The following is a 22,111-nucleotide window of genomic DNA, read 5'->3' on the forward strand; positions in this document are numbered from 1 at the left end:
GATGAGGATGCTCAATATGTACTCCGACAGCACTATCCCCACATCCCGATTCACAGCGACATCCGAACTTTTAGCGCAGCCCCAGGACAATACGATTGCATCTGGGGAGGATTCCCTTGCACCGGGACAAGCAATGCCGGAAAGCGAGGAGGATTGGCTCATCCAGAATCAAGTTTGTGGTGGCAAATGCTCAGAATTATCCTCGAAGCTAGACCCAGCTTTGTGGTTGTCGAAAATCCAGAAGGCTTGCTCGTCCGAGGAGGTAGAGAAGTCGTTGCCTCTTTACGAATGGCAGGATATTGTGTCCAAGACCCGCTCCTCCTATCGGCAAAGGAAGTGGGAGCTGGACACCAAAGAAACCGAGTCTTTATCATCGCTTACCTTCAGAACTTTGCACAGCAGCAACACGAGCACCAATTCCAGACCGGCTGGGCTAACGAAGTGCGAACAATCGCTCAGAAAGCTCGGCATCATTTCCCCATCCCATTATTTATCCGCAATGGGAATGGAGTTGATATTCGGATTCCCCCTGGGCTGGACAGATTGCCTCGCAACCAGAACATCACTATCTCGGACTTTGGAGTCAAAAGTAAAACCAAAGGTAGAATCCGAGCCAGATACCTTTTTGCCAAAACAATCATGCCTGGACAAGGTTACATTGCCCTCAAACGGGTGCAGCATCTTGCCAAAGCCTTCGGAATTATCGATTGAAAACGCTACTGAGTTTGCATTATCTGGGCTAAGCATTAGCTTCGGCAAAACCCTGCCATATCTTACTTGCAAAACGGTGACACGCCGATGCTGGAAAGACAGCCACGCCCATAAATTTATCAATGCTTTCGAGCAGAATAAGCTAATCAAAGCTTTGGATAAAGATATCCGCTATGGAGGCAAGCAAATTGGTTGGTGTCGGTTGCTTTGTGCTCCCTACAAAGAGTCGCTTGCAGCCATGCCCCAGGAAGATTTGGAGGCTGAAGGGGGAATGTGTTCCTCTGTCGCAGAGTTTATCCAGCAATACTTTAAAGGCAACAGCAGTCAGGAAGTTTGGGTAATTCGCTTTGAATTTGTGGCAGTGAGTCAAGTAGCATCAACCAATACTGCCGAACTGCTTGGTATATACTCTGACTTTGAAACTACACCTGATAGCAACTGTGAGGCTACTTCGCTAATCGAGAGTGTACATCAAGCTCAATTAGCTCCTGTAGTTGTATCTTTTGATTCTGACAGCACTACTAATAGCAACTTACCCATCATATCAACAAACAAGAGTATACACCAAGCCTCATTAGCTCCCCTTGGTGTATACCCGATAATTGAGCTGGTAACTAACAGAAACTCTGCCTTTAATTTATCAATTGATGGTATACACCAAGCCTTACCCAACCATCACACAGTTCCTGGCGTATACCCAAACAACGGCAAGCAAGCTAATACCAACACCCCAATCTCTTTGCCAGTCGAGAGTATACACCAAAGCTCAACATCTAGTCTTGGTGTATACCCCAGTGATGGCAATCAAAGTGATAGTAATGCAACCAACTATTCATTAGCCGAGAGTATACACCAAACTCCTGTAGTTCAGGGTGGCAATGGCTTGGTGTATAGCTTTTGGAAGGGAGAAAGCATGGTTAACCACTATCGCTACAAAGTTAAAGCAGAGGGCAAGTGGAAGGTGAAGAGCATCCACATTCCTGTGGGTAAACTCCCTAAAGTTAGGGAAGCCATTACCAATAAGTTAGGAGTAGCTGCAATAGTTACTGAGGTACTGGGTAGGCAACTGTGATTGATTGCCCCGTCTTTTTCAAACAAGGCGGTAGCTCTTTCTTTGCCGTCTCTTAGTTTTTTGATGTCTCTCTAACTTTTTCACCATCAACCACCCATTCAATCCGCATCTTTCTCTATTCGTAGGTGCGGAGATTATTTCTGCGTTTGATGCCCCCCATACAAACGAGGGGTCTTACCCCTTATTTTAAGTAACAAGGCGATCGGGGTAGAGTGTGGGGTCTTACCCATCATATTACCCTGATCAGCTAACATACCACGCTAAATCAAGGGTTTGAGCAATAACCAAGCGATCGGGGTACGTTGTGGGGTCTTACCCCTCATTATGCCCTGATCACTCTAAACACTACGCAAAATCAATGGTTTGAAGTGTGTGATCAGGGTGATCAGGGCGATCGGGGTACTACTCCCCAAAAAAATAAAGGGGTAGGGGTAGTTTTCAATTCACAAGACACCCCCTTTAAAAAAAAGGGTAGGAGTGCCCGATCGCCCTGATCACCCCGATCGCTTTTGCTCAAACCCATATACCACAAAGGAATTAGAAGGCGATCGCAGCATAATGAGGGGCAAGACCCTACAATGTGCCTTGATCGCCTTGACTGCTGATATGGTTTCTTGTCAAAGGCATACACAGCATAGAAACCCAACAGCGATCAAGGTGCAATAAGGGGTCTTACCCCTTGTTTTAGCCCGATCGGCTAACCATGAATGTGTGGATAGTGAAGCTTGAAGGAGGTAGAGCCACTAACGAGCACGGCAGAGTGTGCGGTGGCTTAGCAGGATTCAATAATCGATATTTTCAAGGCAAGGGCAATGTTGAAGCGGGGATGACTTACCTTGAATCGAGAGCAGCAGGGACGCTGGGTGTATGCTGCCATGCGAGCAATGAAGTGGATGTAACTCTTTTGTTACTTTGCAAACAAGCAGTATACACCAAACTTTATTAGAAACCTTGGTGTATACTATGGCTCTCTCATAGAAACTGATAGCAACTTCCTAATTACTTTGCCAAACAAGTGTATACACCAAGCTACATTATCCGGTTTGGGTGTATACTTTTAGTTTTTCACTAAAACGAACAGCCGTTCATCCAAGACGTGTTGTATCCCCCATAACCTTTGAATTACTATTTATTTACAAACACGGCGTAAGCCATTTTATTAATTTTTCTTATTCTTAGTGTTGTGATTTCTCTACTAATTCCACCAACAATTCAGCAGGAATGCGATGTAACCATTTTTCTAAACTAAGTCGGTCTATGGATTCTAACTTGGTTACTGCTTCCCTAACTAACACACCTTGATTATCCAAAACACTCTCAGCATCTTCTTGTTTTAACTGAGATTGGCGGGCTTCTTCCTCAAAAGTAGCAATTTCATCTTCAGTGAGGTAGGCATCTTTTACCCACCCCGGTATCCACTCTTTCATCGAAATAACATTAGTCATGGCTCTATCCTCCCATCATTCGCTCATCCCATCAAGTATAGCTTCAATCCGAAGCAACCTCCGTTCGCTGATGCGGAGTAAGTCCCTGCGCTCCATCGCTTGCACAGCATCCAAGTAGCATTCGTTGGTAGCATTGCCCAGGTGCATGGTTAGCTTGCCGTTGGGGAGAGAACGAGAACGAGACTTCAACCTGAAATAGTAATAGCGCTTGCCTTTCTGGATGGAGGAATGCTTTTCAATGATGGCATCAGCGGGAGGAATCCAAGCACTCTTCAATTCCTGCTGCTGGGAATGAAGTAGAGAGCGGCATTGTGCTAAGTAAGAGCGATCGCTGCTGTGGATTATCAAAGGAAGAGCATGAGAGTTATGAGAAACAATGTAGGTATTGTGAGCCAGGTAACGTGCAGGTACACCCAAAGTATCTTCAATTAAGTGTTTGAGTTCGGTGTGGGAATAGCACTTCTCAAACGTACCCCACCGCGTAATCACGCCATCGTTGTAAGGGGTTCCCACGTGGTTTGTCGATCGCCCGGTGATAGCGCTAACCACCAGAGTCTGTCGAGCGAGTTGGTAAGCGTGATAGAGCACTTCACACCGAAGCATGGGAACTTCAATGGTGCTCAGAACGTAAAGCAGGGTGACAACATCAACCGCTCTTTTGACAGTGCGGGGAAAGTAGTAAGGGTCGTATCCCTTAGAGCGAAAACCCATTGCTTGGAGGAAGCGAACGTCGTCACCGCGACCGCATCCATAATCCAAGTGCGTGTGATGAGGTAACAGAATTCCCCCATCAACAGCAGCAGCTATCGGTAAGCTCAATTCCTGGCGTTTTAGAGCAGCTTTGTGTCTGGGTATTATGACATTTTCCAAGTTTGTTTGTGTCATCGCAGCATCCAATTAATAATAATCTAAATATACAAATAATTTAAATAAAATGGCTAGCGCTGGGGTGTAAATAATAGGGAGTTACCTATGCTCTACGCTTTGATTAACAACACTGGAATCCACAGACTAGAAGTTGCCGAAAAGTGGGAACTGGCAGACCTGCAAAACCGAGTAGGCGTTGAAGGTGAAGATGCCTTAATCGAATACGTGCGCGATCAATTCACTGACCCCAACATCGATTTAATCTGCGATGAGGAATTCTCAATCAAACAATTGCCCTTAACCTGCATCACCCGCCGAAGTATTGCACTATGCGGTCAAGTAATTGCTGCTGCCTCTACAGAAGCTGGTGAAACCATAGGGTTAACCGAAGCTCAGTTTCAATTAGTCGTCGCTAATCTGACTGTGGTAGTTTTTGCCTAACCAAGGCTGCCTCAAGTTATTACTTGGGGCAACTCCACCATGTGAAAGTTACCTAATTACCCATAAAGAATAGGTAACAAAAGGAAAACAAAATGGCTATCGCTTTCTTGTGAAAACAATTAGAACAATAGGAAACACATCATGCCCAGAAAGAAGACACAACCAACCGCATCCCTAGAATCTCCTACCTCCACTGCATTAATTGAATCTACGCCCAACACTTCCTTATTGGATGGCATTTGCACTCAATTACTAGCAGCATCAGAACAGGGAATAGAACCACTGACCGCCCTTAAAGCTCAATTAGTGGCACAGCACGACACTCCCGATACTCGTGAATCCGACTCCATTGTGCAGCAAGCGTGGCAGCACATGAATCCAGAGCAACGCGCTCTAATCTCCAGTCGTTGTGAAGCGCACCGAGAAAAAGAACGAGTACGCGGTAAATCATTACATCAACTCACTGTCCAATTGGAAGAATTGGATGAACTAATCGACAGCATTGAAGGTGAAGAAATCACACCCGAATTAGAAGCAGCGGTGCAACAACTTCTCGAACAGCGGGATGGCACCTACGACCAATGGCTCATCAAAATTGATAACTATTGCGCTGCCATTACCAACCGCCATGCCTTAAGCAAACAACGTAAGGCTGAAGCAGAACGTCTGAGTAAACTCGCAGCTACCGATAGCAAACGAGTGGAGTGGATGAAGCAACAACTTAAGATTTGCCTTGAATCCCAAGGTGTCAAGAAACTAAGCCTGCACCGCTTTAGTTTAACTATCAGCAACAACGGCGGAGTCTTACCTCTCAAACTAATTTGTGAAGTAGAACAACTTCCTCCCCAGTTTCAACGCATTGAAGTATCACCCGATAATTCGGCTATCCGACAAGCCCTAGAAGCGGGAGATATCGAAGCTCAACGAGTTGCACAATTCGGAGAAAGGGAAACTCATTTGAGAGTTCGGTAATCTTAGCATTAAAGCCTGACATTATCCTTAGTAACAAAGCGATACTATCAGGCTTTAATGTTAATATAAAAACAAAGGTAACTTAAAAATAATTGCTATCGCTAGTGTAGAAACAATAGCAAGTTAGAGGTGACACAATGCACTGCAACTTAGGGTTAGATTGCGCTCAAATGGGCTTGGATGAATGCGGAGAGTGCATCAACGAGGAACTGTGCCATGAATACACAAAAGCTTGGAATCTCTACGACATAGTGCTGTTAAAAGGATTGCCTGGAGCGGTGTACGTATGCTGGTACGGCAAAGATTCTAGCACCGAATGGACTGATGAAAAGTGGGGATTTAAGCACCTCAATAACTGCGATTGGTTATTGCACCACACTGCATCCTTGAATACCTTTACCGAATGGCAACACGCCTATTACAAGCTGTCGAGCCGAAAAAGCAACACCTACGTCCGCACTGACTTATTTGATGAGTTTGACCTACTCAGAAAGCAGGTAGACATCGAATATGCCAAGAATCATCAAGATGATGATAAAGCGCCATTCTTATTTGAATAGGACACTCTAAAATGACCAGAAAATTTCACAATTGTCTCAGAAAAGCTGGTTTCGTGAAATGCCGTAACCCTTGCCATCACGAACGAGGGTACAGCTTAAAGCATCATAAAAACGAAGCCCGAATCGTAATTTTTTTCAACTCGTTTGCGTTGTTAGATGAAGCAGAGGAAATTATTGTGAGAACCCAAGGCATGAATGGGGTTAAAGCCTTACCCCATAAAGCTGAAGGTTGTTTTCTCTCTATTGAACTAAATCAGGAGTCACCCCAATGATAGGAACGCACTTTATCGAATTACCTGTACCCATGCCGCCCATGTTACCAGAAATGGTGGGAGTCAGCAACAGTCAATACTTTGCTCTTTACTACCAAGGAAGCAAAGCCACATGGAGCAATGGTAGGGCAATGGCTACGTTTAGTTACTACGCAGTATACGCGCCCCTCATAGAACACATGGCCCTCGCTATTCACTTAGAGCCTTACAATTTAGGCTCCGATGATGAAATGCCCGAACACGCTATTTTATGCGACACAGTTAGCCATAAAATGTATGTCGGCGCGTACAAAAAAATCGATTACTTTCTGTTACAGCAGCATCCCAAAGAGTCACCAACCTTCTCAGAGCAAGAGTTTGAAGAAGCCGTAAAAGCCGTAGAGAATATGACCTTAGAGCAAATGCAGAAGTTGGGAATGTTCGAGATGTTCGGCAACACCAATCCCCAAGCCCGCCAAGCAACCGTAGAATTGGTGCAGTGGTTAGACCAACAAATCACCGAAGAATTGATACAGCAATATATCCAATTAGCTAATCGGGGTAATTGGACAGCGATAATGGCATTAGACACCCTGAAGCGTAGAATCTCAGAAGGTAAGAAGCAACAGCAGCAATTAGAGAACAACTAAATAATCTAAATAATCCATGCCGAGAAAGTATCGATATTACAGCCTCGTCATGGGTATAAAACACTCATAGTGTAGTCCAATCGGAGTTAGCCCATGAAGCGATTAACTTGGAGGGATAAAGCAATTTATAGCATTGCCAGCGCTTTGTTAGAGTACGAAGCTCAATGCTTGCTCATGGGAGAAACCCTAGAAGGCAAAGCAGCAAAGAAATGGGTATCTAGGGAGCGCTTTCCCTTTGGCTTCAGGAAATATACTCCCTACAGAACATGGCTCCAAGAAGTTGCCAAGATTCCCCACTTTATCAGCACGGGATGGCCGGCAGAAACTTATCCGGGGTGGCGCAGCGGGCTCCCCAAGCGCCCTCGCAAATGTCCTGTAAGCGAGGGGCAACTCAGTCTATTTTAAAAAGTAAAGAGTATTAAATTCAGAAACGCAGCCTAGTTGCTTCATCTAATACCACCAAGCGATCGCTAATCTTTCCCTGCGGCTCCACAACTCTTGTGCGTCTTCGATTTATGGTGTTTGCGATCGCGCCGGGGATTGCAGATAGGGCAGAGTAATCGGTTGTTGTGGAGCTTTTTAAGTTCCCGTTCCCGATGCCATCCCCCGCGCCAAGTCCTCACCAACATTAACTCCCGCCCTTGTTCCACCGCAGCTTTGGTGATGCGAGCTCCCACTTTAGATTTGTGTTCCCTCAAGCGATCGCCCACGGGTTTCTTAGTGCTGCCCAAATAATGGGATGCCGTGCCTCTGGGATTAGTTAGATTACCAATGGCGGGTTGCCAGTGGATTAAGTAGCAGCCGGGTTGATTCTGATTCATGGCTTTGATTAATCTGGTTTTCAACCAAAGCGTTAGCCCTTTTATTGAAGTGAATTAAGTTATCGATAAATCCTAATTTAAATGAACCATAAAATCTCAAAGTAATGGCTATCGCTTGGGGTGAAACTAGCCAATAATTGCCATGTTAATTCAACCCGACAAACCAATTCAATTGCCCAAGCCTTACCGCATTCCATTAACTACTCAAACCATCGAGTTGCGGTGTTGCCTCGAAGTTGCAGCAGACTCAGACGAGTGGATAATCCCCCCCCCGGCATACTCCATCGGTCAAAAAGTGTGGATGATTATCCCAGATTTACCCGTTGATGATTGGGAAGAAAAGCGCATCTTTGGCATCGAACTCTACGCCCCCAGGTGGCAGCACGGCTCTTTGATGGCTGAACCAGTTTGGTACTACGGAGTCAAAGCTTTGATGGGACAAGGAGAAACCAAGTGGTTGATGGAGGACAAGATTACCCCGAATCCCCAAGCTTATGATTTTGAATCAAACCATTTCTAACAGCATCAATAATCAACAAAACTCCCAAGTAATTGCTATGGCTTGGGGTGCAACATTACCACATAGAGTAAACCCATGAACATCAGAACAATAGCCGTGGTGTATACCCGCAAATTTAACTTAGGTAACTTCAATTCAGTTGACCTAAGTTGCTCGTTGTGGGCACAAATAGGCCCAGAAGAAGATGAAGATACCTGTATTACCATCTTGCAGGATAAAGCAAGAGAAGCCGTGCGTTGTGAGTATCACAAAGTAAAAACCAATCAAGGCCCAGTACCCACAGTCAAAGTAAACGGAACTTTGGTTGAAGACTTCATCCCAGAAGGCGAAGAATATGGCGCACTTGTGGTAAATCCAGTACACCTGCAATAGCCAGAGATAGAGGGAGAGAACAGCCCCAAGTAATCAAGTTTATTTGGGGTTCTTTAACATCAAGTATCAATAACTAACAATCAATGAAAGTGAAAGTAAAAGGCTTTCGCTGGGGTGAAAAATAGGAGGCTTTCTCATGGCTAAGAAATCCGATACAAATGTTCAATTCGATGCAGCTATCCAATCCGAAGTAATGCCCGCTCCCGAAATGGTAGAACCTACCATCGAGCGCGATGAGTTTGCCAGTCCTGATTTCGTAGACCCCGAAGCTCGTCTACCGCGCATTCAAGCAGTGCGGGGAGAATCGAATCTAGAACATTGTGGCTACTTCATCACTGCGGATCAAATGGCACAAGCAGGTTGGCTAAATTTCGATGAATCCCAGCTAATCGAGTACACCTTTAATTCAGGAGAGGTCGAGCAAGGAATCCTTATTCGCCAACCCCGGATGATTGTTTGTCAGAAAACACCCGTACTTGCTTTTCACCGAGATGAAAGCGAAAAGCTCCAACAGACAGTAATCCTGGGCTTGTACGATCGCATAGCCAAGGAAAACGAGCGCATCAGCAACATCCAGTTATTCCAAGTATTCTTGGTCAATTCGCAAAACCAACCCCTGCATTCAATTCCTTTAAGCTACAAAGCCAAGGGAGCGAATCAAGCTAGTTTTAGCAAACACTGGCAACAATTCTGCACCGAGATTACAGCGTGCCATGCCCTCGAAAACGGCATTGCCGCCAAACCCAAGAATGCTGCTTTCAAGAGCTTGTGCGTGTTTGAGTTCGAGGTAGAGCGCCAAATCGTGGGAGAGAAAAAGAAATCACCCTGCTGTTACGTTACCTCGCACACAAAACCTACCCTAGAAACTTGGAAACAGCACTTCCTAGGTTATGACCAATCCACAAAAAAATGGACTTGGGAAGCCTTGGAACCAGAGCGCCCTTTGACCATCCCCGCACTCCAATTTTCATCATCTCCACCTTTAGCTTTATCTGAGAGCTAATCCTTACTTTTGGGGAATTGAGTAACTTCGATGTAACTGCAATTCCCCATAACTAAAACACTTAAAAAACACAGAAAACCATAACAAAACGGCTACCGCTTGGAGTGAAAACAACGAATCAGAGGTCTACTATGGCTCGTACAACTGCCAAACAACCCCAATCCCCTAACTTTGATGCAGCTTTTGGTGATGATTTTACCGTCAAAGATTACTCCGAGAAAGAGTGGGAAAGCGTGTATTATGCTATCCGAGAACTGCAAGGGCGAGCACTCAGGAAATCTAAATTAGCCCAGGGTGATGTATTCTCCTGGGATGCCTACAAAGCTAAGTTTGCAGAAGTATTCGGGACTCCCGACGATAAGCGCTTTACTCTGGAACAATTGGTGAGTTATGCTACCCAAAAGTGGGGCATGGACTTGGAGGAACTCAAAGCATACAACCGCCGTTCTTGGGAAAGGCGCAATGTTGAAGCTAAAGTATCGGTAATTCCCGCAGTGGTGACTCCCAAAAACCTCAAAAATGTTAGCTCTTGGGATGTTAGCAATCAGGTAACAGATACTTGGGCAACCGATGATATTCCCTACTAATTGAGTCCTGCTCCCAGGCTAGTCCTGGGAGATACAATTGTATTAGTTGATGAATCAGCGCACCCAACGCAAAACACAATGCTACACCGCCACAAAGCAGCTATCAACCGTCATAAACTATCGCGACCTTGCCAAAGAGCGATTGACTTTGGGTTCATTACCCCAGAAACTACCATCACCGATTACGGTTGCGGTTACGGGCAAGATGCAGAACGGTTGAGTGTAATGGGATATCCCGTAATCAGCCGTTACGACCCGTACTATTTCCCCAATTCAACTCCATTGCCTGCTGATGCGGTAATGCTCAACTTCGTATTGTCGGTAATCGAAGACCCAGCAGAACGCGAACAAGTGTTGGTTGCTGCCTGGAACTTAGCTCAGAAATATCTCATCGTGGGATTGCTATCGGGTAAGGCTAAAGATTCAGCACCCCGCTTCAATGATGGCATCATCACTAAGTGGAACACCTTTGAAAAGCACTACTCCGCCACAGCGGGAAAAGCTTACCTGCAAGCAATATTGGGATGCGATTTAGTGCGTCTAGAAAACTGCATTTGGGCTATTCCCAAGGTTCCCTCGAAAGTCCTAACCGCTTACAATACTCCACCTTCCGAACTTCACCGCTTGCTAGCCAATTACAAGAAACAGCGCTATCGGTTGGGGTGTCAAACTTTACTGCCCCAAGGTGCTTACATTGAGGATTATTCACCCAGCAATAGCGATCGAACTTATTATCGATTGCGCTCTCCCAATCGAGATTTGCTCGGTAAAAAGGGCAAGAGCTTTGTAGTTCATTTGGGAACGGTTGAGTCTCCCGAATTCAAGGAAGCAGCTAAAGCATTGCAGCGCAGGGAACAATTGGATTTCCTTACCTCCCGAATCGATTACATCCAGCAAGTTCTCAAAGAACCGGCACCCACCGCTACTAAAGTTACAGTGGCTCCCCAACCAGGTTTCATGGCTCACTTTTCTATGACCCAAATGGATTTGTCACCCCCCGCCAACTAATAGGAAGTACAGACCAACGCCCCGGTCTAACTTGCTTGATGCCGTACTTTCCCTTAGTATTCGGGTTCTCTTCCAGCATCGCTAACCTCTGAAGCGCTTCCTCAAACTTATTGCCCCATCCCCCGCTACTCCTGCCGCCCATCCTTACTTTCCTCCTTGCCCTTCTCCCTCAAATTTACCCGTAGCCCTTTCCCAAAAGCTGGGAGCCCATATCCAATGGCGCTTGGTACACTGTTCCTTGATTTTCTTACCACCTCCCACTACCAAAAACACGATCTCCTTCGTCTCGGCCCGTTCACACGCCATCTCCCACTGGTCTAGGTTGTACTGGAAGTTATCGCCGCATCCCCTAGTCGAGTAAGCCCTCCATCCTTTGGGAACTCCCAACAGTTGCCACTCGGCTTGTTCAGCAGCAAAATTAACATCCACCCAAATCCGAATCGCTGCTTCTGATTGCCAAACCCGACTTGTCCACCGCTTGGCATAAATCAATCCCATCAGGTAAGCCAGGGGTGTATTCAAGTCAGTGCTGAAATTCAATTCACAGGCTGCCTTGGGGTAAAGGGCAGGTAATGCCATCGGATTGGAGAGCAGTTGCGTAAATTTGTAATCGTCCTGGTAAAAGTGGAACGTTCCCGTAGTCCCCCGCTTCTTGGCTTTGCTCCCCCAAGCGTCCAGGGGAAGCTCTAACCCCGTTGCTTGCCATTCGGGCATCAGCATGGGTACATCCCAATCATCGGCCGGGAATACCAAACCCCCCGCCCGCAGCAGCTTCCTTTGCAACTTCCCCGCTTCAGTACGATCGCTCGAAAGTGATTCTGGCTTTGGATGTAACATGGTTCGTTCGCTCTTCCTTTGGTAACCCGCTCTACAAGTTGCTGCAAACCGTGGAAACCACCTCTATTAATGTTCTCCTCCTCGCCTGCTACTTGCTGCTAACGGTGAAAACTAAAACTCACCGATGATATTTCGTATGTGGTAGTTATCGAAAGTTTTGAACACAGAAGAAAAAAGCTCGTTTTCAATCACAATAAGCGTTTTGGAAAGTGTAGGTTGTCCTTTTTTGAACTTCTGATGTTCCCTTTTAGCAGAATAATTAGCCTTATTTTAGGACAATTATAGTCAAGGAATCGGTGAATAGGGGGAAGATCCATGCACCGAGTGGCGTGTCTGCATCCACGATCGCTCCTGGTGATATCGGGATCATGGTTGTCGATCGCGATCGCACTTTTTTGATCGTCCGAAGCGATTGTTCTACACGATCGCCCGCTGCAATCTAAACATTCGGGAAACCTTCACTACCCGCATTATCGATCGCACTTGAAACTCAAACGGTTGCTGCGCTTTGGTTTGCGTTGCCCCCCCCTGCCCCCTCGGGGGGAGACACTCCTCGGAAGTTCGGGGGAGGATTTCTTGCATGAATGCGAAATTGCTCCCCCGAACTTCCTCGCCATAATGTTGCTTCGCTTTTATTTGTTTGGGGTCGCTCAGGCCGCTGGGCCGTCACTACATTGGGCAGTATACAGAGGCGGTCGGAAACGGTGCAAGGCCTCACGTACACTAACTCCGACTAAGCAAATAGGCTTCACTAACAAACTGCAAGGAATTTTCACAGTCTCACTAATCGAATAGGCTTTACTAAGTGTCAGTAAGCTCGAAGACTCGCTAACTGACACTAACTAAACCGTATTCGCTAAGTGAGTCTGTGAAAATTTGCAGTTTGTAAGCGAACCGTATTTGCTAAGTCTCCGTAAGCGTCCGAGAGCAAGTAACAGTTTGCAATCTTTCGACTCGCTAAGAATTGGCTAAGATTTCAAACGCCGACAACGAATTATTCTATTTATTTTGGCGTGTTGTCGGCGTCTGAAATCTTGCCAATTCTAACCTCTTCTCAAGAGCAAACTCTAAGCCTTGACCTAAGCAAGATTTTGTAAGACTTGGCTCGCGGACAACTTCTAAGCTAATCGGGTAGCTGGCAGTTTTGTAAGCTTCGCGCCCCGTATTAAGTAGCAGTAAGGCTCGAAGACTCGCCAACTGCTACTAACCACAGGGCGAGAAGCCAACAAAACGGTCGCAACTACCGGATTAGCTTAGAAGTAGTTGACGCTCACGCAAGCCTAACAAAATCTAACTTTTCCTCGCTCCCCTGTCTCCTAAAAGTGTAGTGACTGAGGAAAAGTCAAATGTTTGAACGCACTTGCGGTAAAGACGGTGTATTTGGATTCAATGCCCTACATCGAGTCTATATCGGACGAGGAAACAAAGCTTATCAATTAAAGCCAAGCCCTCTTGCAAATCCATTTGTAATTGGCAAACACGATTCTCGCGAGCAGGTAGTTGAGTCGTACCGTCAATGGCTTTGGCAACAAGTAAAAGAAGGTATGGCGGGGAAACCAAATGCAGCGTGGGATGAGTTGAAGTATTTGCAATCCAGTGCCAAAAAACTCACCACAAAATGGGATTTTGATTCTCTGGAGTTGACCTGTTGGTGTCAAGATTCTGAGTTGTGTCACGGAGATGTGATTGTCAACTGTTTGGAATGGATGAATAAGAATGACCTGTAAGGGGTTTTGAGCGGGGTCGAAAGACCTCGCTTTTTTTTATCAACTAATCAAAGGAGAAAAAGACAATGACCGTTAAGTTCATCAACAAAGTAGAGCCGAATTCAATCGAGGATTTGAGGAATTGGTGTCGAGAACGAATCCAGGACATGAGCCGAGATGTATCCCGTTATGCTCCCGGCAGAATGAGAATGTGGATCTTTGCCGAATGTGATTTGCGCCAAACCAATGCACGAGTTTATCCAGCTTATTCGGACAATCGAATCCAGAAATTTGCTCAGCGAGTTTTCCCAGGATGCGATATAGCATTGTTAACCTACAACGGGAAAATTGATTGGCATCGAGATCACAACTACGCAACAACGATCGCACGAGGAGTGAATCTCGGACAAGCAAAGTTTGGGATTGGTTTACCCAACAATCGGGAAGTTATTGATTTGCAGGATGGAGATATCTATGAATTTAACTGTAAATCACCCCACGCAATCTTGTGGCACAGCCAAGAACGTTTCAGCATCACATTTTGGAAAATGCGGAGCGAGTACAAACAACAACTGAGTTAACGAGATTGGGGATGAGGTAGAGAGTAACATCTCTACCTTTTTTTTGTACTAACAACAGGAGGAAAAGACAATGCTCAAAGTAATCATCGCGGGTTCAAGAGATTTCAACGATTACGAACTGCTCGAAAGCCTGGTGGATATGTACCTCCAGCGCTATTCTCCAGACCAGATAGAAATAGTATCTGGAGGAGCGCGGGGTGCCGATCTCCTCGGCGAACGCTACGCCCAATCGCGAGGAATGGCGCTCAAGGTAATGCCCGCAGATTGGAACCGATACGGTAAATCAGCGGGTTATCGGCGCAACGAATCGATGGCGCAGTATGCCACTCACTGCATCGTTTTCTGGGATGGCTCGTCGCGGGGAACCCAGCACATGATTAATCTAGCCAATCAATATAAATTGGCTCTGAGAATCGTGCGCTACCGCCCCTAGAAAACTGCCCTGAGCAAGGCATTAAAAGGCTCAGAGACAAGAAGAGAAAAGAAAAAAGGAAAGTAAATAAAACTGCTTTCGCACTCGGTGTAAACACAAGTTCAATTCAGGAGAAACGACCATGAGCTTCATCAACAAATCCCAACTCGGAATCTACGCACCCAAGGCTTCAGAAAAAGCGGCAATCGGTGCCGAAGCCCAAACCATTATCAAGGATGCTCTTTCCACATACAAGAAACTCTACTACGGGGTGAGACAAGTCGCTTGGCAGAACCGAGATAAACGAGCCAGCTTCATGGATGCTAAATCCAAGGGAGAATTAGAGGAATTTATCATCGCACCGGGTTGCCGGCAAGATGATGGTTCCTATTCCAAAGATGAATGGGATTACCAACAGCTCAATAAATACCTGTGGGAGCGTTTCTGCACCCATTTCGAGGATACCTTTGGCTTAGAGCGCATCCAAGAGTTGACCAAACTCAAGGATTTGTTAGCCGTCACCGAAGAGTTGCTCTCAGTGGCCCTAGATGAATGGGGAAACCGCATTCTCGAACGCATTGAAGATGAATCCTTGGAATCCCTGGATTCAGTACCCCGCTACACGACCGACCTTCCCAACGGTATCCGAATTGAAGCCGATTTCCGCAATCCCAACAAGCGGACGATCGCCCTCTCTGCACCCAATTTCTCGAATATCCCGGACGTGTTGATCGAACAAATGCGGGGCGATACTTGCTGGCAGGGAAGGATTTACTTCGACACAGCGGGAGCAACGGCGCTCACGTCCAAGTCAGCCAAACTCCTGGGTGAAATGCTCGAACTCGCCGCAAAACTGAACAACGGCATCAAGGAATTTATTGCAGCACCGGATTTCTTCCTAGGTTTGGAATCAGCCCAAGCCCGCAAGCGTAATCTCCAGCGGGTGAAGGCGAGGCTCCTGGAAATCAACGAGAACAAGCTCACCCAACGTCAAGTGGAAGCGCCCGAAAAGCAGGCAACCCGCCGTATCAACGAAGCGATAGACGCAGCCGAGAATGCTGACCCCGATGAGTTTGAGGAAGCTCGGAACCAAGCCAACCGCATCAAAGCCCAGAATCCGAAGCCCCAACAACCGCAGCCTGGGAAATTGAAACGGCGCGCTGCAACCCTGGATGAAGTAGCCGAATGGATGGAACGCAACACCCACCTATTAGGAATGGAGTCAGACATCGATGCCGAACTCGGAATCACCACCGTAAAACAATCCCCCAAGCGCCGAGTTACTGAAGCTGACCGAGAGTAAGCGCGCTCTCAAATAAGCAAGCGGTCGTACTTACAAGCAAGTGCGATCGCTTTTTCACTTCTCAACTACTTGAGGTCACAAGAAAACAGGAAATTCTCAGAAAACAGCTACCGCACGGGTGCAAACAATATGAGGCAACTGTCATGCGCTATTCCACCGATGCTGGATTCACACTAACCGAAAAACTCATTTTGATAGTCGTGCTTAACATCCTGTGCGCCGTCGCAGTACCAGGATGGATTGGGTTTATGAATTCCCAAAAAGTTAGTGTCGCGAACGATCGAATTTATTGGTGCTTCCAAAAGGCGAAATCCGAAGCTCGACGCGAAAGATTAATCATGGAGTGTCTAATTCGAGAAACACCCCAGGGCATCGAATATTCGGTCAACCGCACTGATGAAAAACCCCAGTGGCAAAGTGCGGGCATCGACCCCAAAGTCACCATTAAAACTGCTACTTTCTATTACGACAAGAAAGACGGAGCCTATCGGATGCAGTACAACTGGCTCGGCGTGAGTAACGGACGCTTGGGTCGCATTCACCTAGTTAAAGAAAATGCAGAACGCTGCACCGTCGTCAGTACCCTGCTAGGCTCCATGAGAACGGGGCGGAGGGGCAACTCATCCAATCCCTGCATCTAATCCTGCATCCGGTGCGTACCGAGAGTTTGTGCGCTGAGTGTTTGGGTGCCTCCGCATACCTGCATTGCCCAGCAATCCTGAATTATATTTGTGCATTGGTACATAAATCATGGGATTGCTGGGGATAAGGAAAACCAAATATTAACGCTACACCATCACCAATAAAGATTCAATTAAACGGCTATCGCAAGGGGTATAAAACACAAACAGGAACCCTGATTCCCATGCTCCTAATTAGCTTGGTGCAATTCATTGCCGTATTCCTACAGCAAGAATTAGCACGATACATCGAACCAGAACAATCCCTCGAACCTTATTTAGCTCATCTCGAACTCCAGCACGAAATCGAATCGGATTACTATCACGCCTGTGGAAGCTGGTAGCTCCTCCACTTGAGACAGCGGTTGCATTCTACTCACTTCTCCCGCTGTCCTATATTCCTTGCTATTTCAATGCTTGGGTACACTCTCGCTATTCGCTGTGTTTCGGTGCGCTCGCATATAAAGATATCCCTTGAGTTCTGGTACGCGAAGCCATTAATCGTGTTTCGATGCTGGGGTACACTCCCACTATTGGCTTGTTTCGGTGCACTCGCATACTCAGATATTCGCGGTGTTTCGGTGCACTCGCTTATCAAGATATTCGCTGAGTTTCGGTGTACTCGCCCACCAAGATAATCGGCATTTGTTATTCTCAGACTTGCCCTATCCAAGGTTACTTTAATGCTGCACCAAATTAATCTTTAATCCAGGTTATTACAGTTTGTTACAGAATCATTACTTTCAACAACTTGGATTTGTTTAGCATTTCTAACAGGCGAGTATCATAAGGCACATGGTACTAGAAATAAAGCTGAAAATTATCCCCGATATCGAAACGGGCATTATCGCTCATCAAGTGTGCTGCACCGGGGTACTTCATACGGGTTTAGGCAAGGCAATTGCAGCCAAGTGGTCGCGGGTGGAATCGGAGTATCAACGCTTCTGTGGCCCCGATGCAGGTGGAGAGCGCTTTGTTCCCGGCAAAATTCAAATGGTTCGGGTTAGCTCCACTCCAGAGCTTTGGGTGTGCAATATGGCGGGTCAAAACTTACATGGGAGCAAGAAACGCTATACCGATTACGACGCCCTGGCGCTTTGTTTGTCCAAACTCCACGGCAAATCCTTGGAATTGCAATTAACTCCTTTCCTACCCTATAAACTTGGATGGTCTGGGGGGCGGGGTGAGTGGAGTGTTGTCCGTTCCCTCATCGAACAACACTGCCCCAATGCCATCATCTGCATGGATTGATTAACCCACCTGCGTTAGGGTCAACTGCGAGGTAAACAAAGACCCAATGGAAGATTCGGTGCTGAACTGGAGAAAGTAGATACCCGGCTCTAAAGTAGCTGTTAAGTTGCTGGAATATCCGTCGCTCGAATCCACCACCACGCGGTAGCTAGAGTTCACAATGGCGGCGATCGCGTTGTCCGTTACTAAATTCACTTGCACCGGAACGTTCACTTTAAATCTCGCCCAATCGGTGATGTCGTCCCCACCAATGGTTTCAGTGATGGTGGAAACTCCGGTGCGGTGCTTGCTCGCAATACCTTCATTCCAATCTGCACCAGTTAGGATATCCATGCTTTCTCCAGTTTTGGGATTCCTTCGCCTTTTCGCTAAGGTTCCCATGTTCCATGCTCCGCTTTGCTTGTTGCCCATGTCGCTTTGCATTGTTTCTCATTCCTATTTGGTTTAGTTAGACACTGTTAAGTAACAAAATACACTGGGTTTATAGAATCACTTACAGTGGAATAACTGAGCTAAACTCAGGGTGGATTCCAGTTCCATAGTCCGGTTGATAGGTGGATTTTGTGCGGTGTATAGTTCATATTATGTAAATCTGATATGAAAAAATTACCAAAATTCCAATGACAACAGAACTTTCCACCAAATGGCGACCCGATGAAATCTGCGAGAAGCTGAGTATCGGATCGACTACGTATTACAACAGACTGAGCCATCTGGGAATTGAGGCGAGCAAGGATGAGGAGGGAGTGTATCTGAATGCTGAGCAGATGAAACTGATGGAGGATTTGAACGAGCACATCAAACAAACTGGGAGGATGAAGGGATTTCGGGACAGTGGTGGTCAACTAGCGCTATCAGAAAGTTCTGGTTTGGCATCGGCGTTAGAAATTCCAGAGGTGGAGGCAGAAACTTTTGTTCACATGGATGATGAAAGGCTCAGCCAATTAATAGAGGAAGCAGGTGAACTCAAAGTACAACAAGTGGCGATGCCAGAACTCATAAAGCTGCACCTCGCTGCGGGCATGACCGAAGAGGATCTATCTGACGAGCAAAGAGCAAAACTCCAAGCCATCAGGGAGGCAGCCACCCCAAAGTCGAATGCCGCCGCATCACTAGCCCAGAGAATGTTGCAGCGGCACCGCCAGAACCAAGGCAAGGATCAAGCCAAGAATCCAGAAATGAAGTAACCAAAGTCTGTGAAATTCTCCGCAGCGGGCATTGCTGCATTGTCACCGGGGAGCTTGGAACCGGTCTGGAAGATGTAGCGACAGGCGTTGCTTTGGAGTTGAGTGGAGAGTTCTCCATTGCTACGGTTATCTACAAAGGAAGCGGGAAGAAATTCTTTCAGCAGTTAGCAGAACAACTGGACATTCCTACCGAAGTGGAGGATGACAAAGGCAAAGTTAAGCAATTGACCTTTGACCAACTCAAAGAAGAAATCGCGCTCAATATTCCCACTGATGCGTTATTGCTGCTGCCCGAAGCCAAGCGCCTCACCACGGGAATTCGATTCTGGCTTGAAGATTTAATCGAAGCTGGTTGCAGGGTTTGTTGCTTTGCGGTGGCGAACCCCAGCCGCGATATCTTCATCAAGATGATCGAAGTTGAATTAGAATTGCCGAGCGATCGTGCTATTAGATCTGCAATGGAAGATGAAGCGGCAAAATTGGGTTTGAATCTCACAGCAGCTCGACTTTCCCAACTGCAACCCTTAGCGGGGAGGAATCCGATGTTGGCTAGAAAAGTAGTGAGGCAAGAGAAACTGGGAATCAACCCAACAATGGAGCACCGCCAATATTTGGTAATGATGCCCATCCTCCTAGCTGGATTGTTCTCTTTTGCCGTGATTCGCTATGTGGGAATGGGAACTGGTAACAAGAATTGGCAAATCTTTGGTGGCGTTGCCCTGACTGCGGCGATGGCTGCCAAACAGTTAGGGCGGGTTGAAGGTGCAAAGAAGAGGTTAGGACAATGATTCAAGGTATTTCTGCCACAGAAGCGCACAAGCTACACCCAGAACAATGGGTAAACATTTATGAGCTTGGCATTGCAGGTGATGCTGAGTTCTATGATTGTTGTCAAGTGTCAGATTTAGATTTAGAAGATGCGTCAGAATACGGTTTACAGCTAATAGATGAAGCCGGAAAAGTTATGCGTGTGGGAGAATCTTTGAAATGATGGCACTCACTCACTGTATCGTGTCAGCAGCAGGAGTTTCATTACTCCTGGGTACTGCTAATTCTTTGCATTTGGCATTAGCCATTGCCGGTAGTCAGTTGCCCGATATTGATACATCTACAAGTACCATCGGGCAAATCCTATTTCCGATTAGCAATTGGATTGAGGATCGCTTTCCCCACCGCTCGATTACTCACTGCTTTCTGGCAACTTGCGCTTTGGCTCTAGTCTCTGTACCTGTCTACTTTTACGCTGATTGGAAAACTTGGCTGTGTCTGCCTTTGGGACACTTCCTAAGTTGCTTCTCCGATATATTCACCAAACAGGGAGTGCAGTTCTTCTGGCCCTATCCCACTTGGTGTATATCGGTTTCAAATCCTAATCGACGCTTGCAAACTGGAGGCACTGGTGAATATTGGGTGTTAATTATTGCCATCATTACTTTGATTGGAGCAATTAAACTAAGCGGAACGGGTGGCCCAACAGCATTTGTGGGAACATCACTCGGATTGCGCTCAAATGCAACGGAGATTTATCAAACCAACTCGGCATCCTACCACGTTTACGCTCAGATAAACGGCACTTTTGCTAGCGATTCTAGTTCAGCAGACGGTAGGTATTTTATAGTAGCGGGAGAGGGTAACGAGTTTATTGTTCACAATAAAGCGGGCTTGTGGAAAACAGGCACAAATCTAATCAGCAGTCGATTAACTGCGGAAGTAGGGCAACCCGCATCTGCATCAGTTCAATTGTTGCAGTTTGACGAAGAAGAGTTTGCCATAACCCCCATTCCCGATACTCTCATCTTTGTGACGGGTACATTAACCGTGGACGAACCAGATTCAATTAAAATAGTAACCAATCCCAAACAATTGGAGATTGCCAAACTAATCGGTGATAAAATAACTTTTAACTACTGTTCCTTAGAAACAGCCATCAAATTACTGAGCGGACAATACATCACAGGTTCCCTAGAAGCCAAAATATTTAGCCCTAAACCAGACTTATGAGGTAGCCTATGAAAGAATATATAGCAACTGCATTGGGAGCGGGAGTTGTGGGATTCTTGCCTTTCCTCAACCTCAATCCGCAGCCTAATACACCAACACCCGCACCCATACCCCGTTTACAAAAGCCACCCGTTATTCAGCTACAGCAATCAACTAAACCAACTAAAAGACACCGCATTCAAGTGCAAGTTATTTCCCTCAACGATTTAAAGATTGCTGAAGGAGTCGAGGTAGTAGCCGGACAAATCATCAGTGACCGCACCGAAGAACGCCAATCTTTGGAAGCAGAACGCAAGCAAATCGAGAACAGCATTCAACAATTATCGATTCCTACGAGTAAACTAGCCGAACTTCCCGAACCCAATTTTGCCATAGAAGAAGCAGCCATCCAACAAATCAAGGATGAACTGCAACTAATGGAAGCCCACTCGGTAGCACCTGCACCAGAAACCTCGTTCAGATTTAAGGATGAAACGCTCAGGAAGTTATTGGAAGCCAAGCAACTAGAAGAAAGAGCAGAAGCCATCACCGCTGAAGCGAACAACCGTACCAAACTTGCTGAATCTAAAACAAGGTTAGTGGGACAACTAAATAGCGCCATTGCTGCACTCAACAAAGCTAAGAGCAATTACCAACACCAACAGTACGAGCATTCACTAAACCTGGTGAGGCAACAATCAGAAATGCAGAGACAACAGTACCAAATAGCTTCCTTGGTTGGGCAAAAACAAGAGATTGAAGCTAAACTGCGCGAGATTACTCAGATTAAATCCCCCGTAGCGGGCAAAGTACGTCGCATCAAAAACTTGGGTCAAAAGGACAGGCAGATTAATTTAGAGGTGGTAATTGATGTTCAATAAAGTATTGATTAAA

31 protein-coding genes are annotated in these 22,111 nt (G+C 46.3%); 25 read left to right on the plus strand and 6 right to left on the minus strand.

Going from position 1 to position 22,111, the window contains the following annotated elements; genetic code table 11:
* The 3 genes from QUA38_RS03655 to QUA38_RS03665 all read left to right on the plus strand — a co-directional run.
* A partial coding sequence (locus QUA38_RS03655) for a DNA cytosine methyltransferase (RefSeq protein ID WP_333159289.1) occupies positions 1-711 on the plus strand: 711 nt, incomplete at its 5' end.
* Positions 712-787: 76 nt separating this feature from the next.
* Positions 788-1,783 (plus strand): hypothetical protein, encoded by a 996-nt coding sequence (locus QUA38_RS03660; protein ID WP_333159291.1) that lies wholly within the window; start codon positions 788-790, stop codon positions 1,781-1,783.
* 703 nt (positions 1,784-2,486) lie between these two features.
* Complete coding sequence (locus tag QUA38_RS03665) at positions 2,487-2,729, plus strand: hypothetical protein (RefSeq protein WP_333159293.1); 243 nt, start codon at positions 2,487-2,489, stop codon at positions 2,727-2,729.
* A 229-nt stretch (positions 2,730-2,958) separates the two neighbouring features.
* Here the strand turns inward: QUA38_RS03665 and QUA38_RS03670 are convergent, their stop codons facing one another.
* Positions 2,959-3,228 carry a hypothetical protein gene (locus QUA38_RS03670; RefSeq protein ID WP_333159295.1) on the minus strand — a complete coding sequence of 90 codons (270 nt, stop codon included), beginning with the start codon at positions 3,226-3,228 and terminating at the stop codon, positions 2,959-2,961.
* A gap of 15 nt (positions 3,229-3,243) precedes the next feature.
* Positions 3,244-4,113 (minus strand): DNA phosphorothioation-associated putative methyltransferase, encoded by an 870-nt coding sequence (locus QUA38_RS03675; protein ID WP_333159297.1) that lies wholly within the window; start codon positions 4,111-4,113, stop codon positions 3,244-3,246.
* 87 nt (positions 4,114-4,200) lie between these two features.
* Here QUA38_RS03675 and QUA38_RS03680 point away from each other — a divergent pair, with 87 nt between their 5' ends.
* The 5 genes from QUA38_RS03680 (at position 4,201) to QUA38_RS03700 (ending at position 7,374) form a co-directional block, all read left to right on the plus strand.
* On the plus strand, positions 4,201-4,536 hold the full coding sequence (locus QUA38_RS03680) for a DUF3846 domain-containing protein (protein ID WP_333159299.1): 336 nt from the start codon (positions 4,201-4,203) through the stop codon (positions 4,534-4,536).
* A gap of 141 nt (positions 4,537-4,677) precedes the next feature.
* Positions 4,678-5,508 (plus strand): siphovirus Gp157 family protein, encoded by an 831-nt coding sequence (locus QUA38_RS03685; protein WP_333159301.1) that lies wholly within the window; start codon positions 4,678-4,680, stop codon positions 5,506-5,508.
* Between the two features lie 137 nt (positions 5,509-5,645).
* Positions 5,646-6,068 carry a hypothetical protein gene (locus QUA38_RS03690; protein WP_333159303.1) on the plus strand — a complete coding sequence of 141 codons (423 nt, stop codon included), beginning with the start codon at positions 5,646-5,648 and terminating at the stop codon, positions 6,066-6,068.
* A 268-nt stretch (positions 6,069-6,336) separates the two neighbouring features.
* Entirely contained in the window at positions 6,337-6,969 is a 633-nt protein-coding gene (locus QUA38_RS03695) for a hypothetical protein (protein WP_333159305.1), read from the plus strand.
* Between the two features lie 93 nt (positions 6,970-7,062).
* Entirely contained in the window at positions 7,063-7,374 is a 312-nt protein-coding gene (locus tag QUA38_RS03700) for a hypothetical protein (RefSeq protein ID WP_333159307.1), read from the plus strand.
* Positions 7,375-7,439: 65 nt separating this feature from the next.
* Here the strand turns inward: QUA38_RS03700 and QUA38_RS03705 are convergent, their stop codons facing one another.
* Positions 7,440-7,790 (minus strand): hypothetical protein, encoded by a 351-nt coding sequence (locus QUA38_RS03705; protein ID WP_333159309.1) that lies wholly within the window; start codon positions 7,788-7,790, stop codon positions 7,440-7,442.
* Between the two features lie 142 nt (positions 7,791-7,932).
* On the opposite strand from QUA38_RS03705, the gene QUA38_RS03710 reads away from it, so the two are divergent.
* From QUA38_RS03710 to QUA38_RS03730, 5 genes are all read left to right on the plus strand, one after another.
* Entirely contained in the window at positions 7,933-8,310 is a 378-nt protein-coding gene (locus QUA38_RS03710) for a hypothetical protein (RefSeq protein WP_333159311.1), read from the plus strand.
* Positions 8,311-8,385: 75 nt separating this feature from the next.
* On the plus strand, positions 8,386-8,682 hold the full coding sequence (locus tag QUA38_RS03715; RefSeq protein WP_333159313.1) for a hypothetical protein: 297 nt from the start codon (positions 8,386-8,388) through the stop codon (positions 8,680-8,682).
* A gap of 136 nt (positions 8,683-8,818) precedes the next feature.
* Complete coding sequence (locus tag QUA38_RS03720; RefSeq protein WP_333159314.1) at positions 8,819-9,685, plus strand: DUF5895 domain-containing protein; 867 nt, start codon at positions 8,819-8,821, stop codon at positions 9,683-9,685.
* A 131-nt stretch (positions 9,686-9,816) separates the two neighbouring features.
* A complete protein-coding gene (locus QUA38_RS03725) occupies positions 9,817-10,272 on the plus strand; it encodes a hypothetical protein (RefSeq protein WP_333159316.1) in 456 nt (151 codons plus the stop codon).
* A gap of 78 nt (positions 10,273-10,350) precedes the next feature.
* Positions 10,351-11,280 carry a DNA phosphorothioation-associated putative methyltransferase gene (locus QUA38_RS03730; protein WP_333159318.1) on the plus strand — a complete coding sequence of 310 codons (930 nt, stop codon included), beginning with the start codon at positions 10,351-10,353 and terminating at the stop codon, positions 11,278-11,280.
* Between the two features lie 144 nt (positions 11,281-11,424).
* Here the strand turns inward: QUA38_RS03730 and QUA38_RS03735 are convergent, their stop codons facing one another.
* Together QUA38_RS03735 and QUA38_RS03740 are read right to left on the minus strand one after the other, a co-directional pair.
* The gene (locus QUA38_RS03735) at positions 11,425-12,117 is read right to left on the minus strand and encodes a DUF4417 domain-containing protein (protein ID WP_333159319.1); all 693 of its coding nucleotides are present in this window, start codon (positions 12,115-12,117) and stop codon (positions 11,425-11,427) included.
* A gap of 417 nt (positions 12,118-12,534) precedes the next feature.
* Complete coding sequence (locus tag QUA38_RS03740; protein WP_333159321.1) at positions 12,535-12,699, minus strand: hypothetical protein; 165 nt, start codon at positions 12,697-12,699, stop codon at positions 12,535-12,537.
* A 764-nt stretch (positions 12,700-13,463) separates the two neighbouring features.
* Between QUA38_RS03740 and QUA38_RS03745 the strand changes: the two genes are divergently transcribed.
* From QUA38_RS03745 to QUA38_RS03775, 7 genes are all read left to right on the plus strand, one after another.
* A complete protein-coding gene (locus QUA38_RS03745) occupies positions 13,464-13,844 on the plus strand; it encodes a DUF4326 domain-containing protein (RefSeq protein WP_333159323.1) in 381 nt (126 codons plus the stop codon).
* 65 nt (positions 13,845-13,909) lie between these two features.
* Complete coding sequence (locus tag QUA38_RS03750) at positions 13,910-14,404, plus strand: hypothetical protein (RefSeq protein WP_333159324.1); 495 nt, start codon at positions 13,910-13,912, stop codon at positions 14,402-14,404.
* 70 nt (positions 14,405-14,474) lie between these two features.
* Positions 14,475-14,837 (plus strand): DUF2493 domain-containing protein, encoded by a 363-nt coding sequence (locus tag QUA38_RS03755; RefSeq protein ID WP_333159325.1) that lies wholly within the window; start codon positions 14,475-14,477, stop codon positions 14,835-14,837.
* Positions 14,838-14,958: 121 nt separating this feature from the next.
* Positions 14,959-16,119, plus strand: a complete 1,161-nt coding sequence (locus QUA38_RS03760) for a hypothetical protein (RefSeq protein ID WP_333159327.1) — start codon at positions 14,959-14,961, stop codon at positions 16,117-16,119.
* A 143-nt stretch (positions 16,120-16,262) separates the two neighbouring features.
* Entirely contained in the window at positions 16,263-16,760 is a 498-nt protein-coding gene (locus QUA38_RS03765) for a hypothetical protein (protein ID WP_333159329.1), read from the plus strand.
* 224 nt (positions 16,761-16,984) lie between these two features.
* Complete coding sequence (locus QUA38_RS03770) at positions 16,985-17,143, plus strand: hypothetical protein (RefSeq protein ID WP_333159331.1); 159 nt, start codon at positions 16,985-16,987, stop codon at positions 17,141-17,143.
* 451 nt (positions 17,144-17,594) lie between these two features.
* A complete protein-coding gene (locus QUA38_RS03775) occupies positions 17,595-18,050 on the plus strand; it encodes a hypothetical protein (protein ID WP_333159333.1) in 456 nt (151 codons plus the stop codon).
* Here QUA38_RS03775 and QUA38_RS03780 read toward each other — a convergent pair whose 3' ends face one another.
* Positions 18,051-18,473: a hypothetical protein gene (locus tag QUA38_RS03780; RefSeq protein ID WP_333159335.1), complete on the minus strand. Its 423-nt coding sequence runs from the start codon at positions 18,471-18,473 to the stop codon at positions 18,051-18,053.
* Between the two features lie 197 nt (positions 18,474-18,670).
* On the opposite strand from QUA38_RS03780, the gene QUA38_RS03785 reads away from it, so the two are divergent.
* The 5 genes from QUA38_RS03785 (at position 18,671) to QUA38_RS03805 (ending at position 22,098) form a co-directional block, all read left to right on the plus strand.
* On the plus strand, positions 18,671-19,237 hold the full coding sequence (locus tag QUA38_RS03785; RefSeq protein WP_333159337.1) for a hypothetical protein: 567 nt from the start codon (positions 18,671-18,673) through the stop codon (positions 19,235-19,237).
* A 98-nt stretch (positions 19,238-19,335) separates the two neighbouring features.
* Positions 19,336-20,025: a hypothetical protein gene (locus tag QUA38_RS03790; RefSeq protein WP_333159339.1), complete on the plus strand. Its 690-nt coding sequence runs from the start codon at positions 19,336-19,338 to the stop codon at positions 20,023-20,025.
* Positions 20,022-20,228, plus strand: coding sequence for a hypothetical protein (locus QUA38_RS03795; RefSeq protein ID WP_333159341.1), 207 nt, complete (start codon positions 20,022-20,024; stop codon positions 20,226-20,228). The genes QUA38_RS03790 and QUA38_RS03795 overlap by 4 nt, the downstream gene beginning before the upstream one ends.
* Complete coding sequence (locus tag QUA38_RS03800) at positions 20,225-21,238, plus strand: metal-dependent hydrolase (protein WP_333159343.1); 1,014 nt, start codon at positions 20,225-20,227, stop codon at positions 21,236-21,238. The genes QUA38_RS03795 and QUA38_RS03800 overlap by 4 nt, the downstream gene beginning before the upstream one ends.
* An 8-nt stretch (positions 21,239-21,246) precedes the next feature.
* A complete protein-coding gene (locus QUA38_RS03805; RefSeq protein WP_333159345.1) occupies positions 21,247-22,098 on the plus strand; it encodes a hypothetical protein in 852 nt (283 codons plus the stop codon).
* The last annotated feature ends 13 nt before the right edge of the window (positions 22,099-22,111 follow it).

The organism is Microcoleus sp. Pol12B4, from assembly GCF_036701385.1.
Taxonomy (GTDB): Bacteria; Cyanobacteriota; Cyanobacteriia; order Cyanobacteriales; family Microcoleaceae; genus Microcoleus.

Bases quoted from the DNA above. Each gene is read 5' to 3' on its own strand.
- QUA38_RS03705 (WP_333159309.1), bottom strand. From the start codon at position 7,790: ATGAATCAGAATCAACCCGGCTGCTACTTAATCCACTGGCAACCCGCC.
- QUA38_RS03795 (WP_333159341.1), top strand. From the start codon at position 20,022: ATGATTCAAGGTATTTCTGCCACAGAAGCGCACAAGCTACACCCAGAA.
- QUA38_RS03665 (WP_333159293.1), top strand. From the start codon at position 2,487: ATGAATGTGTGGATAGTGAAGCTTGAAGGAGGTAGAGCCACTAACGAG.
- QUA38_RS03680 (WP_333159299.1), top strand. From the start codon at position 4,201: ATGCTCTACGCTTTGATTAACAACACTGGAATCCACAGACTAGAAGTT.
- QUA38_RS03775 (WP_333159333.1), top strand. From the start codon at position 17,595: ATGGTACTAGAAATAAAGCTGAAAATTATCCCCGATATCGAAACGGGC.
- QUA38_RS03700 (WP_333159307.1), top strand. From the start codon at position 7,063: ATGAAGCGATTAACTTGGAGGGATAAAGCAATTTATAGCATTGCCAGC.
- QUA38_RS03805 (WP_333159345.1), top strand. From the start codon at position 21,247: ATGAAAGAATATATAGCAACTGCATTGGGAGCGGGAGTTGTGGGATTC.
- QUA38_RS03765 (WP_333159329.1), top strand. From the start codon at position 16,263: ATGCGCTATTCCACCGATGCTGGATTCACACTAACCGAAAAACTCATT.
- QUA38_RS03770 (WP_333159331.1), top strand. From the start codon at position 16,985: ATGCTCCTAATTAGCTTGGTGCAATTCATTGCCGTATTCCTACAGCAA.
- QUA38_RS03780 (WP_333159335.1), bottom strand. From the start codon at position 18,473: ATGCAAAGCGACATGGGCAACAAGCAAAGCGGAGCATGGAACATGGGA.
- QUA38_RS03785 (WP_333159337.1), top strand. From the start codon at position 18,671: ATGACAACAGAACTTTCCACCAAATGGCGACCCGATGAAATCTGCGAG.
- QUA38_RS03695 (WP_333159305.1), top strand. From the start codon at position 6,337: ATGATAGGAACGCACTTTATCGAATTACCTGTACCCATGCCGCCCATG.
- QUA38_RS03675 (WP_333159297.1), bottom strand. From the start codon at position 4,113: ATGACACAAACAAACTTGGAAAATGTCATAATACCCAGACACAAAGCT.
- QUA38_RS03760 (WP_333159327.1), top strand. From the start codon at position 14,959: ATGAGCTTCATCAACAAATCCCAACTCGGAATCTACGCACCCAAGGCT.
- QUA38_RS03735 (WP_333159319.1), bottom strand. From the start codon at position 12,117: ATGTTACATCCAAAGCCAGAATCACTTTCGAGCGATCGTACTGAAGCG.
- QUA38_RS03720 (WP_333159314.1), top strand. From the start codon at position 8,819: ATGGCTAAGAAATCCGATACAAATGTTCAATTCGATGCAGCTATCCAA.
- QUA38_RS03740 (WP_333159321.1), bottom strand. From the start codon at position 12,699: ATGCAAGAAATCCTCCCCCGAACTTCCGAGGAGTGTCTCCCCCCGAGG.
- QUA38_RS03685 (WP_333159301.1), top strand. From the start codon at position 4,678: ATGCCCAGAAAGAAGACACAACCAACCGCATCCCTAGAATCTCCTACC.
- QUA38_RS03800 (WP_333159343.1), top strand. From the start codon at position 20,225: ATGATGGCACTCACTCACTGTATCGTGTCAGCAGCAGGAGTTTCATTA.
- QUA38_RS03710 (WP_333159311.1), top strand. From the start codon at position 7,933: ATGTTAATTCAACCCGACAAACCAATTCAATTGCCCAAGCCTTACCGC.
- QUA38_RS03755 (WP_333159325.1), top strand. From the start codon at position 14,475: ATGCTCAAAGTAATCATCGCGGGTTCAAGAGATTTCAACGATTACGAA.
- QUA38_RS03670 (WP_333159295.1), bottom strand. From the start codon at position 3,228: ATGACTAATGTTATTTCGATGAAAGAGTGGATACCGGGGTGGGTAAAA.
- QUA38_RS03730 (WP_333159318.1), top strand. From the start codon at position 10,351: ATGCTACACCGCCACAAAGCAGCTATCAACCGTCATAAACTATCGCGA.
- QUA38_RS03715 (WP_333159313.1), top strand. From the start codon at position 8,386: ATGAACATCAGAACAATAGCCGTGGTGTATACCCGCAAATTTAACTTA.
- QUA38_RS03745 (WP_333159323.1), top strand. From the start codon at position 13,464: ATGTTTGAACGCACTTGCGGTAAAGACGGTGTATTTGGATTCAATGCC.
- QUA38_RS03690 (WP_333159303.1), top strand. From the start codon at position 5,646: ATGCACTGCAACTTAGGGTTAGATTGCGCTCAAATGGGCTTGGATGAA.
- QUA38_RS03750 (WP_333159324.1), top strand. From the start codon at position 13,910: ATGACCGTTAAGTTCATCAACAAAGTAGAGCCGAATTCAATCGAGGAT.
- QUA38_RS03725 (WP_333159316.1), top strand. From the start codon at position 9,817: ATGGCTCGTACAACTGCCAAACAACCCCAATCCCCTAACTTTGATGCA.